Source organism: Corallococcus sp. RDP092CA (genome assembly GCF_041903675.1).
In the GTDB taxonomy this organism is placed as follows: domain Bacteria; phylum Myxococcota; class Myxococcia; order Myxococcales; family Myxococcaceae; genus Corallococcus.
This window is the reverse complement of sequence record NZ_JAYESI010000003.1, coordinates 149,785-164,674: the sequence shown is the minus strand read 5'-3', so window position 1 is coordinate 164,674 and position 14,890 is coordinate 149,785. Positions and strand designations below refer to the sequence as shown.

General features: G+C 71.6%; 13 protein-coding genes. 8 read left to right on the top strand and 5 right to left on the bottom strand.

The genetic code is table 11. The features are described 5' to 3' along the window. Positions 1–85: 85 nt before the first annotated feature. The 4 genes from U8525_RS05020 to holB form a co-directional block, all read right to left on the bottom strand. Entirely contained in the window at positions 86–1,984 is a 1,899-nt protein-coding gene (locus U8525_RS05020; protein ID WP_374261772.1) for a M4 family metallopeptidase, read from the bottom strand. Positions 1,985–2,320: 336 nt separating this feature from the next. Next, positions 2,321–2,770, bottom strand: a complete 450-nt coding sequence (locus U8525_RS05015) for a hypothetical protein (RefSeq protein ID WP_374261770.1) — start codon at positions 2,768–2,770, stop codon at positions 2,321–2,323. A 24-nt stretch (positions 2,771–2,794) separates the two neighbouring features. Next, complete coding sequence (holA, locus tag U8525_RS05010) at positions 2,795–4,099, bottom strand: DNA polymerase III subunit delta (RefSeq protein ID WP_374262296.1); 1,305 nt, start codon at positions 4,097–4,099, stop codon at positions 2,795–2,797. An 8-nt stretch (positions 4,100–4,107) separates the two neighbouring features. Continuing rightward, complete coding sequence (gene holB, locus U8525_RS05005; protein WP_374261768.1) at positions 4,108–5,142, bottom strand: DNA polymerase III subunit delta'; 1,035 nt, start codon at positions 5,140–5,142, stop codon at positions 4,108–4,110. A gap of 83 nt (positions 5,143–5,225) precedes the next feature. Between holB and U8525_RS05000 the strand changes: the two genes are divergently transcribed. The 8 genes from U8525_RS05000 to nadE all read left to right on the top strand — a co-directional run bounded on the left by U8525_RS05000 (position 5,226) and on the right by nadE (position 13,812). Beyond that, complete coding sequence (locus U8525_RS05000; protein ID WP_374261766.1) at positions 5,226–6,716, top strand: cyclic nucleotide-binding domain-containing protein; 1,491 nt, start codon at positions 5,226–5,228, stop codon at positions 6,714–6,716. Between the two features lie 135 nt (positions 6,717–6,851). Continuing rightward, positions 6,852–7,721, top strand: coding sequence for a hypothetical protein (locus U8525_RS04995; protein WP_374261764.1), 870 nt, complete (start codon positions 6,852–6,854; stop codon positions 7,719–7,721). Between the two features lie 3 nt (positions 7,722–7,724). Then, complete coding sequence (locus tag U8525_RS04990; protein ID WP_374261762.1) at positions 7,725–8,267, top strand: DapH/DapD/GlmU-related protein; 543 nt, start codon at positions 7,725–7,727, stop codon at positions 8,265–8,267. Further along, positions 8,264–8,860, top strand: a complete 597-nt coding sequence (locus U8525_RS04985; RefSeq protein ID WP_374261760.1) for an acyltransferase — start codon at positions 8,264–8,266, stop codon at positions 8,858–8,860. The genes U8525_RS04990 and U8525_RS04985 overlap by 4 nt, the downstream gene beginning before the upstream one ends. 105 nt (positions 8,861–8,965) lie before the next feature. Beyond that, a complete protein-coding gene (locus tag U8525_RS04980; RefSeq protein WP_374261758.1) occupies positions 8,966–9,214 on the top strand; it encodes an acyl carrier protein in 249 nt (82 codons plus the stop codon). A gap of 7 nt (positions 9,215–9,221) precedes the next feature. Beyond that, positions 9,222–11,192, top strand: coding sequence for an asparagine synthase (glutamine-hydrolyzing) (gene asnB / locus U8525_RS04975; protein ID WP_374261756.1), 1,971 nt, complete (start codon positions 9,222–9,224; stop codon positions 11,190–11,192). Next, positions 11,189–12,814 carry a class I adenylate-forming enzyme family protein gene (locus tag U8525_RS04970; protein WP_374261754.1) on the top strand — a complete coding sequence of 542 codons (1,626 nt, stop codon included), beginning with the start codon at positions 11,189–11,191 and terminating at the stop codon, positions 12,812–12,814. Before asnB ends, U8525_RS04970 begins: the two co-directional genes overlap by 4 nt. Positions 12,815–12,816: 2 nt before the next feature. After that, complete coding sequence (gene nadE, locus U8525_RS04965) at positions 12,817–13,812, top strand: NAD(+) synthase (protein ID WP_374262294.1); 996 nt, start codon at positions 12,817–12,819, stop codon at positions 13,810–13,812. A gap of 7 nt (positions 13,813–13,819) precedes the next feature. Here the strand turns inward: nadE and U8525_RS04960 are convergent, their stop codons facing one another. Continuing rightward, positions 13,820–14,878, bottom strand: coding sequence for a lipase secretion chaperone (locus U8525_RS04960; RefSeq protein WP_374261752.1), 1,059 nt, complete (start codon positions 14,876–14,878; stop codon positions 13,820–13,822). Between the last annotated feature and the right edge of the window lie 12 nt (positions 14,879–14,890).

Sequence of the window (14,890 nt, the reverse complement as noted above, 5' to 3'; positions counted from 1 at the left end):
ACCGCCCCCGGGACCGAGAGCCCCGGAGGCGGAGGGTGACCTTCACGAGGCCCGGCGTGGGCTCACGCCGGCCCCGTGCGAGGGCTCAGTACGAGGCCTTGAGCGACGCGCCGCTGTACGACGAGTAGCCGCGCAGCATGATGTACATCTTGCCCGCCGAGGACTTCGCCGCCGCGCTGCACGTCTCGTTGTTGCCGGACAGGTACGGACGGCAGTCGTAGGACGTCGTCGTCGGGGCGGAGCCGAACTTGATGTACAGGTCCGCGTCACCCGAGCCGCCGCTCAGGACGTAGGTGGACGCCTTGGAGGCCGGCAGGTCGATGCAGTAGTAGGTCGCCGAACCGGACGCGCCGGACAGGCCCGTCTTCGCGACGCCGTTGGTCAGCGGGGTGCAGGTCGGGGGCGGCACCGTCACGCCCACGCCCACCGCCTCCCAGGCCGCCTTCACGGAAGCCTGCGTGGCGGCGTCATAGCCCAGGGCCGCGGCGGCCTGGATGGTCCAAGTCTTGGCCTGCTCGAACGTCGTGCTGGCCGTGTAGAGGTTGGCGTTGGCGTAGTACCAGATCTGGCCCGCCTTCTGGACGCCGATGCCCGTCACGACGACGCTGCTGCGGCCGCGCGGGTGCGTGCCGCCCTTGGCGAGCAGCGCGAACGCCAGGTTCGGGATGCCGGAGCTGTAGTGCACGTCCTGGTTGGTGAAGTTCGGCGCCCAGTCGAGCGACACGCCGTCCTTCGCCGGGTCGTCCATGTACCGGAGCGCGTCACCGGCGGTGCCGGGGGTCCACACGTCCTCGCCGACCTTCCAGATGTCCGCGGCGGTGCTCCACGAGCCGGAGTTCCAGCTCTCGCAGATGGCGCCGAAGGTGTCGGACATCGCCTCGTTGAGGCCGCCGGACTGGCCGGAGTACGTGAGGTTGGACTCGTTCTCCGTCACCGCGTGGGTCAGCTCGTGGACCGTGACGTCCGCGTCCTTGCCCAGCTCGATGGAGTTCACGCCGTCGCCGTCGCCGTACACCATCTGGGTGCCGTCCCAGTAGGCGTTCACGTAGTTGCGGCTGTAGTGCACCGTGCTGATGAGCGTCTGGCCCGCGTTGTTGAGCGAGTCGCGGTTGAAGTTCGTCTTGTAGCAGTTGTAGGTGTAGCCCAGCATGTCGTAGTTCATGTCGACGTGCGAGTCACCGGTGGCCGCCTGGCCCTCGCTGCGCTTGAGCGTGCCCGGGGTGCTGGTGCCGTTGTTCGCGCTGTAGACCTTGCGGTTGAGCGCGGTGTGGATCTCCGGCACGCGCAGCAGCGTGGCGCCGTTGAGCGCGTCCACATAGACGCGGTCGCGCAGCGGCATCTGGGCCGTCTCGCCGGTGACCTTCACCTCATAGGCCAGGTGCAGACGGCCGTCCTGCTCCGCCTTCACGTACACCAGGCGCGCGCTCTCCGCGGCCAGGCCCGTGCCCTCGGTGTCGCGCAGCGCCGCCGTCCTGGCCGCCTCGGCGGCGACCAGCGGACGCGCGGACAGGGTGCCGCCGGAGCGCGCGGAGCCGTTCGCGCCGAAGATGGCGCCCGAGCTGTCCACGTGCACCACCAGCTCCTCGCCCACCACCGGCAGGCCGTTCATCGTCTGCGCGTAGCGGATGTGCGAGACGCCCTGGTCGTCCACGGAGATCCGGCGGACCTCCAGGTCGGACGCGCTCAGGCGGAACAGCGACGCGATGGACGGCAGCGACCCGGCGATGGCCGTGTGCACGTCCGCGGCGGCGAAGCCCGTCAGCGGGCGGTCCGCCTGCCCCAGGCGGCCCTGGATGGTGTGCGGCGTCCCATCCGCGTTGGTGCCGACAATCTGGGCGCCCGGAATCACGCTCAGCGCGTTCTGGACCTCCGCGACCTCATCCGGCTTCTGCTGCTCATGCTGCGTGTTGGCGTCCGTGTCTCCGACGCCGCAAGCAACGAGGGGGAACGCCAGCAAGGCTGAAACGAAACGGGTGCGAACCAAGGGACTGCCTCCTGCCCGGCGCAAAGGGGGTGGTCGCCGGGCAGCGCTCCCTTCAGCATTTGTCAGGCCAACCCCTTAAGTCCGCGAATTGCCTCGCAGCACCGAAGGCGCTGAAAAAACGGCTGGCACATCGGCGCCCAGAAAATCTTCTGTAATGTGGAAGCAATCGTTACAACCCTGGCACAAGCACGCGGATTTGCTGGGGATTCCACCGCCCGCGGGCCCCTGTCCTGAACCGTGACAGTCGCCGCCCGGCATGTCCTCTATTCAGACAATCCAAGGATAGCGGCTTATTCTTGCTACGCAAACCATGGCCCTGAATTCGCGTGCCGCGCGTCAGCGCCACACGCCGAGCAACACCCGCGCGCGGCCATCCATGGGGAGCTCGGCCTCATCCACCGTGGCGAAGCCGGCCTGCCGGGCCACGTCGGCCAGGTGCCGCATCCACGGCTTGTAGGGCATCCCATTGTCGGAGCAGCAAGGGACGACGGCGAAGCCCAGGCCGTGGCGCGCGGCGTACTCGATGATGATCCGCGTGGCGCCGTCCGGGTGCATGCCCACGACGAGCTCCGCCTCGCAGGGCTCATCCAGGGTGAAGGGCCGCTGCGCGTACTTCACGGGCAGGTGCTTGTGGCGCAGGTCGAAGGTGGTGACGGCGCGCCCGCGCTGGGTGAGGGACTCGTTCAGCTTCCCCATGCCGCCGGCGACGTCATAGACGCGCAGGGCCTGGGGGAAGCGCGTGACGAGCAGGTCCGCGAAGAGGTCGAAGCGTCGCTTGTCCGCCATGGCGGCTCCTTCCACCCGGCCCCTTCAGGCGCGGGTGCACACCGTCCACAACAGCCGCTCGATGACGAGCTTCCCGCTGGCGGAGGACTTCAGGGCCAGGTCCGCGTCCGCGCACGCCACCAGGGCGTCGAGCAGCTCGCGGCGCTCGTAGCGGGCGGCGGCCTGCATGCCGAACGCGAGCGCCCACGCGTTGGGCGTCTTGCGCTTGGTGGCCTTCAGCTCGGCCTCCAGCCTGGGGAGGATGCGCGCCTCCACGTCGCGGCCGGTGCGCGGCGGCTGGCCGCCGGCGTACTTCTCCAGCCAGGCGTGGTTCTCCAGGAGCGAGCGGACGATGGAGGCCACCGCGCCCAGCAGCTGCAGCGCGTGCGTGCCCTGCCCCATCGCGTCCTCGGCGTAGGCGAGCGCGTCGCGCAGCTCGCGCTTCTGGAGCGCCTCCGTCAGCTCGAAGAACTCCTCCTCGCGCGCGTGGTGCACCAGCAGCGCCACGTGCTGGGCCTCGATGGTGGGGCCCTCCGCGTAGACGGCCAGCTTCTCCAGCTCCGACTGGAGCAGGCGGATGTTGCCGCCGATGCGCTCCTTCAGCCCCTCCAGCGCGCCCGGCCCCAGCTTCTTCTTGAAGGGGGCGAGGAACTCCCTGGAGATCTCGCTGAGGTCCAGGTCCTTGTGGCGCGCGGCCACCTTGCGCTCGAAGAGGCGGCCCTTGTCCTGCGCGAACTTGAGCAGCGGGCTGCGCGAGTCCACGTCCGTGGCCGCGAGCACCAGCGCGTGCCCCGGCGGCACGCCCTTCTGCAGGAGCTCCAGGAGCGCGGACGCGTCCCCCTCCGGGGCGCTGATGCGCTCCTCGCGGCAGAAGGTCGCGGCCTCTTGAAGGAAGGCGAGGTCGGCCTCCGCCAGCTCCACGTTGAGCTCGTCCTTCCACTGCTCCACCGTGGGCGCGCCGGGCACGCGGGGGTCCAGCTGCTCCACGCCCCAGCCCGCGCGGCCCGCCAGCGCCAGCAGCCGCCGGGCGCCCTCCTTGCGCTTGCCCGCCTTCCACGCGTCGCGCGCCTTGGCCAGCGCGTCGCCCTTGCCCTTCTTGGGCGCGAGGAACTCCGGGTCGCGCACCAGCACCACCTTGCGCCCGGGGAACAGCGGCAGCGTGGCCAGCTCCTGCGCCACCTCGCGCGGGGAGGCCGCGTCCAGCACCGCCAGGTTCAGCCCCATGGCGGCGTCCGGCACCAGCGTCTTCACCAGCTCGTCGGCGCCCTTGCGGACCAGGAACTCCTCGCCCCACAGGAGGTACAGCGGCCACACCTTGCCGCCCTTCACCTCCGCCAGCACCTCGTCCATGTCCGCGCTCACCGGCCCTCCACGCACAGTTCGATGAGCAGCCGCTCCAGCTGCAACCGGGGCGCGCCGTTGCGCGTGCCGATGGCCGCGCGCGCCGACTCCAGCAGCGCATGGCGCCGGTGCAGCGCGGCCTCCGACGTGCGCCTCGCGGCGGCCTCCGCCAGCTCCCGCAGGTCCCGGTTCGCCATCGCGTCCAGCGCCCCGGCCTTCGCCAGCGACACGTCGCGCGTCCACAGGATGAGCAGCTCCAGCGCCGTGTCCGCGTCCTCGCGCGAGCCGCCGTGGGCCTCCGCGAAGCGCAGCAGGGCCGGGATGTCGCTGCCGCTCAGGGACTCAAAGGCGGTGAGCACGTCCTTGCGCTCCTTCAGCGCGTCCACGTCCAGCGCGAGCGCGCGGCCCAGGCTGCCACCGGACATCACCGCGGCCAGGGCGGCGGTGTCCGCGTCCAGCTTGCGCTCCTGCTGCACGCGCCGTGCGACCAGGTCCACCGGCAGCGGGCCGAAGTACACCTTGCTGCACCGGCTGCGGATGGTGGGCAGGAGCCGGTCCATGGCGCTGGCCACCAGGATGAGGGTGGTCTCCGCGGGCGGCTCCTCCAGCGTCTTGAGGAAGGCGTTCTGCGCCTGCACGTTCATCTGCTCCGCGCTGACCAGGATGGCGACCTTGCGCTTGGACTCCAGGCCGCGCAGCGCCAGGCGCTCCTGGAGCTGGCGGACCTGCTCCACGCGCAGCTCGCGGCTGGGCGTGCCGGTGAAGTCGGAGCGACCCGCGAGGCCTCGCGACACGCGCTCATCGTCCGGCATCACCCAGGTCACGTCCGGGTGCAGCCCCCTGGCGACGCGCACGCAGCTGGCGCACTGGCCGCAGCCCACCTCCGGGGCCTCCTGGCACGTGAGGGCCTGGGCCAGCCCCACCGCGGCCAGCTCCTTTCCCACCCCCTCCGGCCCGGCGAACAGGTAGGCGTGATGCACCGAGCCAGACCGCAGGGCGGATTGGAGCGCGTCCATCGCGCGGGGCTGTCCCTGCACCGAGGCAAGCGTCATGGGGGGCGTGTATCTCCGCTCGGCGGGCACCCGTCAACCGCCACCTTGACCCGTGCGCGCGCCGCCGGTCTGATTCAACGGGCGTGCTGAACTTCCTCGAAGGCCACCTCCCCCTGCTGGCGGGCTCCATCCTGACGGTGCTCCTGCTGGGCATCCAGCGGACCACCCGAGACACGGACCTGCGCGACGACCTGCGGGGCGCGGTGCGGATGCTGGTCGCCTTCCTGGTGCTGCGGCTCACGTCGCGGCTGCTGCCGGAGGCCTCCACGCCAGAGGGCCTGCGCAAGCTCGTGGGCGTGGGCTGGATGCTCACGTTCGCCTACGGCGTCATCCGCGCCGGGGTGGCGTTCACGCTGAAGCTGGTGCGGATGCGCTCGCCGGTGACGACGCCCAAGATCCTGCGCGACGTCATCGACTTCACGCTCTACGCGCTCGCCACCGTCCCCATCCTCCAGAGCCAGCTGAACCTGGACCTGGCGGGGCTGGTCGCGTCCACCGCGGTGCTGACGGTGGTCATCGGTCTGGCGCTCCAGGAGACGCTGGGCAACCTCTTCGCGGGCCTGTCCTTGCAGTTGGACCGGCCCTTCGAGGTGGGTGACTTCATCCGCATCGGCGAGCACACGGGGCGGGTGGTGCACATCGGGTGGCGCTCCATCCGCATCGCCAACTTCCGGCGCGAGGTCATCACCCTGCCCAACAGCATGGTGGGCAAGGAGCACGTGAAGAACTTCACCCAGCACCGCGAGCCCGTGGGCATCGAGGTGCAGGTGGGCGTGTCGCTGGAGGCGCCGCCCAACCAGGTGAAGCAGGTGCTGCTGGACGTGGCCCGGGAGATTCCGCAGATCCTGGTGCAGCCGCCGCCCATGGCGCGCACGGTGGGCTTCACGGACTCCAGCACGCAGTACATGGTGCGCGTGTTCCTCAACGACTTCGCGCTGTCGGACAGCGTGCGGGAGGAGCTGCACACGCGGCTGTGGTACCGGCTGCGCCGCGAGGGCCTGGAGCTGCCCCACGCCCAGCGCACCGTGACGCTGCGCCGCGAGGCGAAGCACCGCCGCCGCGAGCTGGCGGACGACACCGTGCGCGACCTGCTGCGCCAGGTGGACCTCTTCGCGCCCCTGGGTCCCGAGGAGCTGGAGCGCCTGCGGTGCGAGGTGGTGGTGCGCCGCTTCGGCCGCAGCGAGCGCATCATCCAGGAGGGCGACGAGGGCGGGACCTTCTACGTCGTGGCCTCCGGCGAGGTCAGCGTGCGCGCCGGCCCGCTCCAGGCCGAGATCACGCGGCTGGGGCCGGGCCAGTACATCGGGGAGATGTCGCTGCTCACCGGCGAGCCCCGCGCCGCGTCCGTGGTGGCCATCCAGGACGCCGTGCTGCTGGAGCTGGACCGGCCCACCTTCGCGCGACTGTTCGCAGACTACCCAGGCCTCGCCCGGCAACTCTCCGCGCTCCTCGCGCAGCGCCGCACCCAGCTGCGCGCCGTGGCCCAGGCCGCCGGCGGCGGACCGGACCACTCGCCCGAGGCGGGCCGCATCCTCGGAAGGCTGCGGGCCCTCTTCGGCCTCAAGCACGAGTAGGGGGGATTTCCTCCACCCAGCTCCGGGGCAATCACGACCCCTTTTCACGCATGCGTGGCGGCCTGGACGGCATGCACCCGGCCGCGCCGCCAGGGGCTTTGACGCTCGCCGCTGGAAAGGTCTAAAGGTTCACACATGCAAGTCATTCGTGGCTTCCCCGCGCGATTCGGCGCGCTGCTCCTTCCGGGTGCGCTGCTGATGGCGCTGCCCCAGAGCGCGGCGGCCTCGGCGCCGGTGAAGCCAGACGTGGCGCTCGCGAGCCTGGAGCGGCTGACGCACCGGCGGGTCTTCTTCGGCCACCAGTCGGTCGGCGGCAACATCCTGGACGGCGTGCGCGACCTGTCACCGAGCGCGAAGGCGCCCGCCATCGTGGAGGTGAAGGACGCGAGCGCGGAGCTCGCGCAAGGCACGCTGGCGCATGCCTTCGTGGGACAGAACGAGCAGCCGGAGACGAAGCTCGCGCACTTCGAGCGGCTGCTGGACGGCGGCGTCGCGAAGCAGGTGGACGTGGCGCTGATGAAGTTCTGCTACATCGACTTCACCTCCACCACGGACGCGAAGGCGCTGTTCGAGAAGTACCGCGCCACGCTCGCGGGGCTGAAGTCGCGCCACCCGGGCGTCACCTTCGTGCACGTCACCGCGCCGCTGACGACGGTGCAGCGCGGGGCGAAGGCGTGGTTCAACGAGCTGCGCGGGCGCCCGGTGTTCGGCGTGGGGGAGAACGTGTCGCGCGAGGCGTTCAACGCGCTGATGCGGCAGACCTACGGCGGCAAGGAGCCGCTGTTCGACCTGGCGGCGCTGGAGTCGACGCGGGCGGACGGCACCCGTGAGACCTACGAGGTGAACGGCCGCGCATATCCGGCCATGGTGCCTGACTATTCGGATGACGGGGGCCACCTCAACGCGCGCGGGCAGGCGCGCGTGGCCTCCGCGCTCGTCGCCTTCCTGGCGGCCCTGCCGGACACCCGGCGCGAGGCGCCCGCCGCCGCGAAGGCCGGTCCCTGAGCCATGCGCGTTCCATTGATGATGATGCTCGGCCTGGGGCCGACCGTCGCGCGTTTGAAGCTGCGCCGCTGCAAGGCCGTGGGCGCCACCCCGACCGTCTGGGGGCGTGTCTGGATTCACGGCGAGGGTGAGATCCAGGTGGGCGACCGCGTGGTGTTCGACGCGCGGATGGCGCCCATCGAACTGCACGCGCAGCGGGGGGGCCGCATCGTGATCGAGGACGACGTGACCATCGAGGGAGGCAGCTCCATCGAAGCGCAGTCATACGTGGCGGTGGGCGCGCGCAGCCGCCTGGGCATGTGGTGCAAGCTGATGGACAACATGTATCACCCGGTCCGGGGCAACCGGCACGAGCGGCCGCAGTCGGTGCCGCTGGTGGTGGAGGAAGGCGTCACGGTGGGCAGCCGCTCCATCCTGCTGCCGGGCACGCACCTGCAGAAGGGTTCGAGCGTGGCCTCGGGCACGATCATCTCCCGCAGGATCCCTCCGGGCGTGACGGTGGGCGGCTCACCGGCCCGGGTGCTGCGGCGCGAGGTGGCGCGATGAAACCTCCCCTCCCCTCCCGGGACGAAGCCTTCCAACTGGCGCGCGCGGGCGTCGAGCTGGTGCGCACGCAGGTGTTCCCTCGCGCCCAGCGCGTGGTGGCCGTGGCGCGGGCGCGCTGGCTCTTCCGCACCTTCCGCACGGGCCGGGACGTGGCGGCATATGGCCCGGTGGCCGCGCGCAACGACGGCCACGCGGAGCTGGGCGACAAGCTGACGTTCCTGGGCGGCATGCTGCCCACGTCGGTCGTCTGCTACGAGCACGCGCGGCTCCTGGTGGGCAACGAGACCCAGTTCAACTACGGCGTGTCGGTGGAGGCCTGGGAGTCGGTGCAGATCGGCGACCGGTGCATGTTCGCGTCGTACGTGCGCGTGAGCGACCGGGACGGCCAGCGCATCGCGCCCATCATCATCGAGGACGACGTCTGGGTGGCCCACGGCGCCATCCTGCTGCCGGGCGTGCGCATCGGCGCGCGGTCGGTGGTGTCCGCCGGCAGCATCGTCTCCCAGGACGTGCCCCCGGACTCGCTCGCCATGGGGAACCCGGCGCGCAGCATGAGCCTGGACCTGGTGGCCCGCGACGCCACGGGCACCTGACGAGGCCCCGCCCCGTTCGCCCGGTGTGCAGCAGGACGCGCCGGGCGCGTCTCCTTCGCATCGCCTCCCCGACCCCCATCTCGCTTCAAGGACAGGATCCACCTCATGAGCACGCGTGACACGCTTCGCACCTTCATCGTCGACACCTTCTTCGTGGACGACTTCGCGGACGACGACTCGTTCCTGCGCAAGGGCCTCATCGACTCCACGGGCATGATGGAGCTGGTGGCCTTCATCGAGACGGAGTTCCACATCAAGCTGGACGACAAGGAGCTGGTGCCGGAGAACCTGGACTCGCTGTCGCGCGTGGTGGCCTTCGTGGACCGCAAGCAGTCGATGGCGAAGGCGAGCTGAGCCGTCCATGTGCGGCATCGCGGGGTTCACCTTCCCGGCGGGTGACGCATCGGGCACGGCGCAGCACGCCGACCGCCTGCGCCGCATGACCGCCAGCATCAAGCACCGGGGGCCGGACGCGCAGCGCGCCCTGCTCCTGGACGGCGCCGCGCTGGGGCACGCGCGGCTGTCCATCGTCGACCTGGCCTCCGGCCACCAGCCCATGCGCGACGAGGCCACCGGCCTCACCGTCGTGTTCAATGGGGAGATCTTCAACCACGTGGAGCTGCGCGAGCAGCTGTCGGGCGCGTATGCCTTCCGCACGCGCTCGGACACGGAGGTCATCCTCGCGGCGTTCCTCGCGTGGGGCATCGACTGCGTGCGCCGCTTCGAGGGCCAGTGGGCCTTCGCGCTGTGGGAGCCGCGCGACCGCGCCCTGTGGCTGTCGCGGGACCGCGTGGGCATCTGCCCGCTGTTCTACGCGTCCCTGCCGGGAGGACACCTGGCGTTCGCGTCGGAGGCGAAGGCGCTCTTCGCCGGGGGGCTGGTGGCGCCCGCGCTGGACGCGCGGGGGCTCAAGCAGACCTTCCAGCTCTGGGCACCGGTGGCGCCGCGCACGTCCTTCGAGGGCGTGTCGCTGCTGCCGCCCGCGCACGTGGCGAAGTGGCGCGACGGCACGCTGACGCTCCAGCGCTACTGGGACCTGGACTTCGGGGTGACGCCGGACGCGGCGGACGCGCCCCGGCTCCTGGAGGAGCTGGGCGTGGTGCTGGACCGGGCGGTGCGGCTGCGGCTGCGCGCGGACGTGCCGGTGGCGGCGTACCTGTCGGGCGGCCTGGATTCCAGCCTGCTGTGCTCGCTGGCGCAGGAGCAGCTGGGCGGCACGCTGCGGACCTTCTCCGTGGGCTTCGCGCACGCGCGGTTCGACGAACGCACGCACCAAGCGACGGTGGCGGAGGCACTGCATACCGAGCACCGCGTGGTGGAGCTGCGCGACGGGGACATCGGCGCGCTGGTGCCGGGCGTCATCTTCCACGCGGAGCAGGCGATGCTGCGCTCCGCGCCCGCGCCGTTCCTGCGGCTGTCCGGCTGGGTGCGCGACCAGGGCATCAAGGTGGTGCTGACGGGTGAAGGGGCGGACGAGATGTTCCTCGGCTATGACCTCTTCAAGGAGACGCAGGTGCGCCAGTTCTGGGCGCGCCAGCCGGGCTCGAAGTACCGGCCGCTGCTCCTGCGCCGGCTGTACCCGACGCTGTCGGTGAGCCAACAGGGCGTGGAGCTGCTGCGCGAGTTCTTCGGCACGGGGCTGGAGACACCGGACGCGCTGGGGTTCTCGCACCTGGTGCGGTGGGGCAACAGCGGCCGCATCCTGCGCTTCCTCGCGCCGGAGTTCGCCGCGAAGGTGGCGGACGAGGATCCGGTGGCGTCGGTGCTCGCGACGGTGCCGGACGCGGTGGCGAAGTGGCGCCCCCTGGCGCGGGCGCAGTACCTGGAGGCGCGCACGCTGCTGTCGGGCTACCTCTTGTCCGCGCAGGGCGACCGCATGCTGCTGGGCAACGCCGTGGAGGGGCGCTTCCCGTTCCTGGACACGGGCGTGATGGAGTTCGCCGCGCGAGTGCCGGAGCGCCTGCGGCTGCGGGGACTGGACGAGAAGCACCTGCTCAAGCGCTTCTCGAAGGGCCGGGTGCCCGCCTCCATCCTGGAGCGCGACAAGTTCCCGTACCGTGCGCCCATCGCCGGAGCGCTGGTGGGGCCGGATGCCCCCGCGTGGGCGCGTGAGCTGCTGGCCCCGGAGGCGGTATCGGCCACGGGCGTCTTCGACGCGCGCAAGGTGGAGCGGCTGGTCGCGAAGCTGCGGGCGCCGAACTCGGCGGAGAGCGAGGCGGACACCATGGCCCTGTTCGCCGTGGCGTCCACGCAGCTGCTGGCGCACCACTTCTTGAAGCCCAGGCCGGTGCCACAGGCGGATGTGGATGCCGTGCGGTTGGAGGCCGCGTGAGCTCGCCTGTGAGCACCGCGGTGGCGAGCGCGCACGCGGACACCGCGCCTTCATGGGTTCGCGCACATGCGCGGGCGACGCCGGAAGCGCCAGCGGTGGACTCGCCGTGGGCACGACTCACCTACGTCCAACTCGAAGCGCGGATGCTCGCGCTCGCGGGACGGCTGCGCGCCGCTGGCGTGGAGCCCCGGGCTCGCGTCCTCATCGCCCTGCCCCTGGGCTGCGCGGCGGCGGTCGCGGGGCTCGCGGTGCAGGCCCTGGGCGCCTGTGCCGTGGAGCTGGACCGGGAGACGGGCGCGGATTCACTGGCCAGCATCCTCGAGCAGACGGGTGCGCGCCATGCGGTCATCTTCGGTCAGGACGCGCGGCGCTGGACGGGGCGCTCGCCGCTCACCCACTTCTTCGTCGTGCACGGCTCCCGCCCTCCGGAGCGGATGCTCGGGCTGCTGAAGCCCGCCGCGTGCACGTGGTTGCAGGAGGACGGCGCGGTGGATCCAGAGGCCGGCGTCACGCCTCGGATCGCCCTGCCCCCGTCGCCGCCGGATGCGCCCGCGTCCATCGTCTACACGTCCGGCAGCACGGGCACGCCCCGGGGCGTCGTGCAGACGTTCGCCAACATCGCCGCGAACACGCGCTCCATCGTGGAGTACCTGGGCCTCACGCCGCGCGACCGCGCCATGCTCATCCTGCCCCTGCACTACTGCTACGGGAAGAGCGTGCTCCAGACGCACCTGCTCGCGGGCGGCTCCGTGTTCCTGGATCCGCGCTTCATGTACCCGCAGGTCGTCCTGGAGGCCATGGCCACCGAGGCCTGCACCGGCTTCGCGGGCGTGCCCCTCACCTTCGAGCTGCTGCGGCGGCAGGCCGCCCCGGACTCGCTCGCGAAGCTGACGCTGCGCTACGTCACCCAGGCTGGCGGCGGCATGTCCCCGGACACCGTGCGCTGGACGCGCGAGGCCTTCCACCCGGCGGAGCTGTTCGTCATGTACGGCCAGACGGAGGCCACCGCGCGGCTCTCCTACCTGCCGCCGTCGCGAGCCACCGACAAGGCGGGCTCCATCGGGCAGGGCATCCCCGGCGTCACGCTGGCCGTGGTCGCGGACGACGGCACGCCCCTGCCCGACGGCGAGGTGGGCCAGCTGGTGGCCAGGGGCGCCAACGTCACGCCCGGCTACCTCAACGCGCCCGACGACACCGCCGCCATCCTCCACGACGGCTGGCTGTGGACGGGCGACCTCGCGTGGCGCGACGCGGACGGCTTCTTCTTCCTCGTGGGCCGCGCGAAGGAGATCCTCAAGGTCGGTGGCCACCGGGTGAGCCCCGCGGAGCTGGAGCACGTCCTCGCGCGCCACCCGGCCGTGCAGGAGGTCGCCGTGGTGGGCGTGCCGGACGACCTGGGCGGGGAGGCCGCGTGCGCCGCCGTGGTCCTTCAATCGGGCGCCAGCGCGCAGGAGGACGACCTGCGCCGCTTCTGCCGCGAGGCGCTCCCGGCCCACAAGGTGCCGCGCCACGTGCTGTTCCTGGAGTCGCTCCCCCGCGGGCCCACCGGCAAGGTGCTCAAGGCCGACCTGCGCACGCGCGTGCTGTCTTCACTTTCTTCCCCTGAATCGAGGTCGCCGTGACGATGAAGTTCTCCAAGCAGGTGCTGGAGCTGGACTGGGAGGCCAAGGCCGCGTCGCTGTCCGCGGGGCTCAAGGAGGCCGTCCTCAAGAAGCTGCGCAAGCGCGGCCTGGTGGTGGCCATCTCCGGCGGCATCGACTCCGCGTGCGTCGCCGCCCTGGCGGTGCGCGCGCTGGGGCCGGACCGCGTCTTCGGCCTGCTGCTGCCGGAGCGCGACTCCAGCGGCCTGTCCTCCAAGCTGGGCCGCGAGCTCTGCGAGAAGCTGGGCATCCAGTACACGCTGCACGACATCGCGCCCGTGCTGGAGGCCGCCGGGTGCTATTCGCAGCGCGACGCGGCGGTGCGCTCCGTGTTCCCCGCGTTCCAGCCGGACATGAAGTGGAAGATCGTCATGCACGGCGACCGGCTCAACACGGACGCCCTCAACGTCTTCTACGTGGTGGTGCAGGTGGACGGGCAGGAGCAGCGCTTCCGCCTCACGCCCCAGGCCTACGTGCAGATTGTCGCCGCCACCAACTTCAAGCAGCGCGTGCGCAAGATGATGGAGTACTTCCACGCGGACCGGCTGAACTTCGCCGCGTCCGGCACGCCCAACCGCCTGGAGTACGACCAGGGCTTCTTCGTGAAGCTGGGCGACGGCTCCGCGGACGTGAAGCCCATCGCCAGCCTCTACAAGACGCAGACGTACAAGCTCGCGCGGCACCTGGGCGTCATCGACGGCATCCTCAACCGCGAGCCCACCACGGACACCTTCAGCCTGGAGCAGTCGCAGGAGGACTTCTACTTCTCCGTGCACTACTCACAGCTGGACCTCATCCTCTGGGCGAAGAACCACGGCATCCCGCCCGAGGAGGTCGCCCCCGAGATGGGCCTCACGCCGCAGCAGCTCCAGCGCGTGTACGACGACATCGACCAGAAGCGCCGCACCACCGCGTACCTCCACGCGGCGCCGCTGCTGCTCGAAAGCGTGGACGAGCTGAAGCCCTTCAAGATCTCCTGAAGCCGCTTCACCCGCCCCCGGCGCCGGAGGCCGCGTCGATGGTGTCCGCGGCCTCCACCCGGAGGCGCTCCTCCGGCGAGAACGAGTCGAACAGCAGCCGCTGCACCGCGGCCTGACGCGCGACGGGGTCCGGTTCGCTGCGGCCCAGCGCCTCGCGCTTCGCGCGGAAGTCCGCCAGCCGCTGCTTCCACTGCGCGCGCTCCGCGTCCAGCGCCTCCAGCCGCTCGGTGGCCTCCGGCCCCACGGTGGACAGCCGGTGCTGATGCAGGTCCTCGGCCGTCGCGCCCGACGCCAGCAGCTCCTGCTCCACGGCCTGCTGCCGCAGCGGGCGCACGGCCTCCTCGCGGCTGGCGCGCACGTCCGGGGGCAGCCGCTCCTCCAGCGCCGCCATGCGCTGCTCGCGCTCCTCCTTCGTCAGCGAGGCGTCCTTCAGCAGCTTCAGCCGCTCCACGGCGACGGCGTCCACCGCCTCCTCCTGGCCGAAGAGGCCGTCGGCCACGCCCGGGCCCAGGTGCTCACGGCGCAGCTTGCGCAGGGACTGCAGGCGCTCGGCGGTGTCCATGGCGGCCGCGGAGCCCTTCGACGCGAAGCCCCGGGCCGCGTCGAGATAGGACAGGTAGTCGTCCAGCACCTGCACCGCCTCGTCCATGGCGGCGGCGGGCAGCTTCTTCGCCCGCAGCGCCGCGAGGATGCGCTCGCGGATGAGCGACGCGGGCTCCTCGCCGGTGGCGGACAGGTAGTAGTTGAAGAACCGGCGCAGGTCCGCGTTCGGCACCAGGTGCCCGGACGCGTCCACCAGCACCGCGCCGTCCTCCTCCGTGTCCTGGAGCGACCCGGGCAGCGGCGGCAGCGGCGAGCCGCCCTGGGGGGCCGGGCTCGCCGGCACGGCGGCACCGTGCACGGAGGGGGACGCGGCGAGCGGCCGTGCCCCCGCCGCGGCGGGGACGGCGGACGGCGGGACAGCGGGTCCGGGCGCGTCCTCCGCCCGGACCTTCCACCACGAGAAGACGCCGGCACCCAGGAGGGCGCACAGCGCGACCACGAGAATGACGGCGCGGCTCTTCATGGCGGGGCGCTC

Excerpts from the sequence above, each read along its gene's own strand:
- U8525_RS05015 (WP_374261770.1), bottom strand. The coding sequence starts at position 2,770 with ATGGCGGACAAGCGACGCTTCGACCTCTTCGCGGACCTGCTCGTCACG.
- holA (WP_374262296.1), bottom strand. The coding sequence starts at position 4,099 with ATGGACGAGGTGCTGGCGGAGGTGAAGGGCGGCAAGGTGTGGCCGCTG.
- holB (WP_374261768.1), bottom strand. The coding sequence starts at position 5,142 with ATGACGCTTGCCTCGGTGCAGGGACAGCCCCGCGCGATGGACGCGCTC.
- U8525_RS04995 (WP_374261764.1), top strand. The coding sequence starts at position 6,852 with ATGCAAGTCATTCGTGGCTTCCCCGCGCGATTCGGCGCGCTGCTCCTT.
- U8525_RS04990 (WP_374261762.1), top strand. The coding sequence starts at position 7,725 with ATGCGCGTTCCATTGATGATGATGCTCGGCCTGGGGCCGACCGTCGCG.
- U8525_RS04985 (WP_374261760.1), top strand. The coding sequence starts at position 8,264 with ATGAAACCTCCCCTCCCCTCCCGGGACGAAGCCTTCCAACTGGCGCGC.
- U8525_RS04980 (WP_374261758.1), top strand. The coding sequence starts at position 8,966 with ATGAGCACGCGTGACACGCTTCGCACCTTCATCGTCGACACCTTCTTC.
- asnB (WP_374261756.1), top strand. The coding sequence starts at position 9,222 with ATGTGCGGCATCGCGGGGTTCACCTTCCCGGCGGGTGACGCATCGGGC.
- nadE (WP_374262294.1), top strand. The coding sequence starts at position 12,817 with ATGAAGTTCTCCAAGCAGGTGCTGGAGCTGGACTGGGAGGCCAAGGCC.
- U8525_RS04960 (WP_374261752.1), bottom strand. The coding sequence starts at position 14,878 with ATGAAGAGCCGCGCCGTCATTCTCGTGGTCGCGCTGTGCGCCCTCCTG.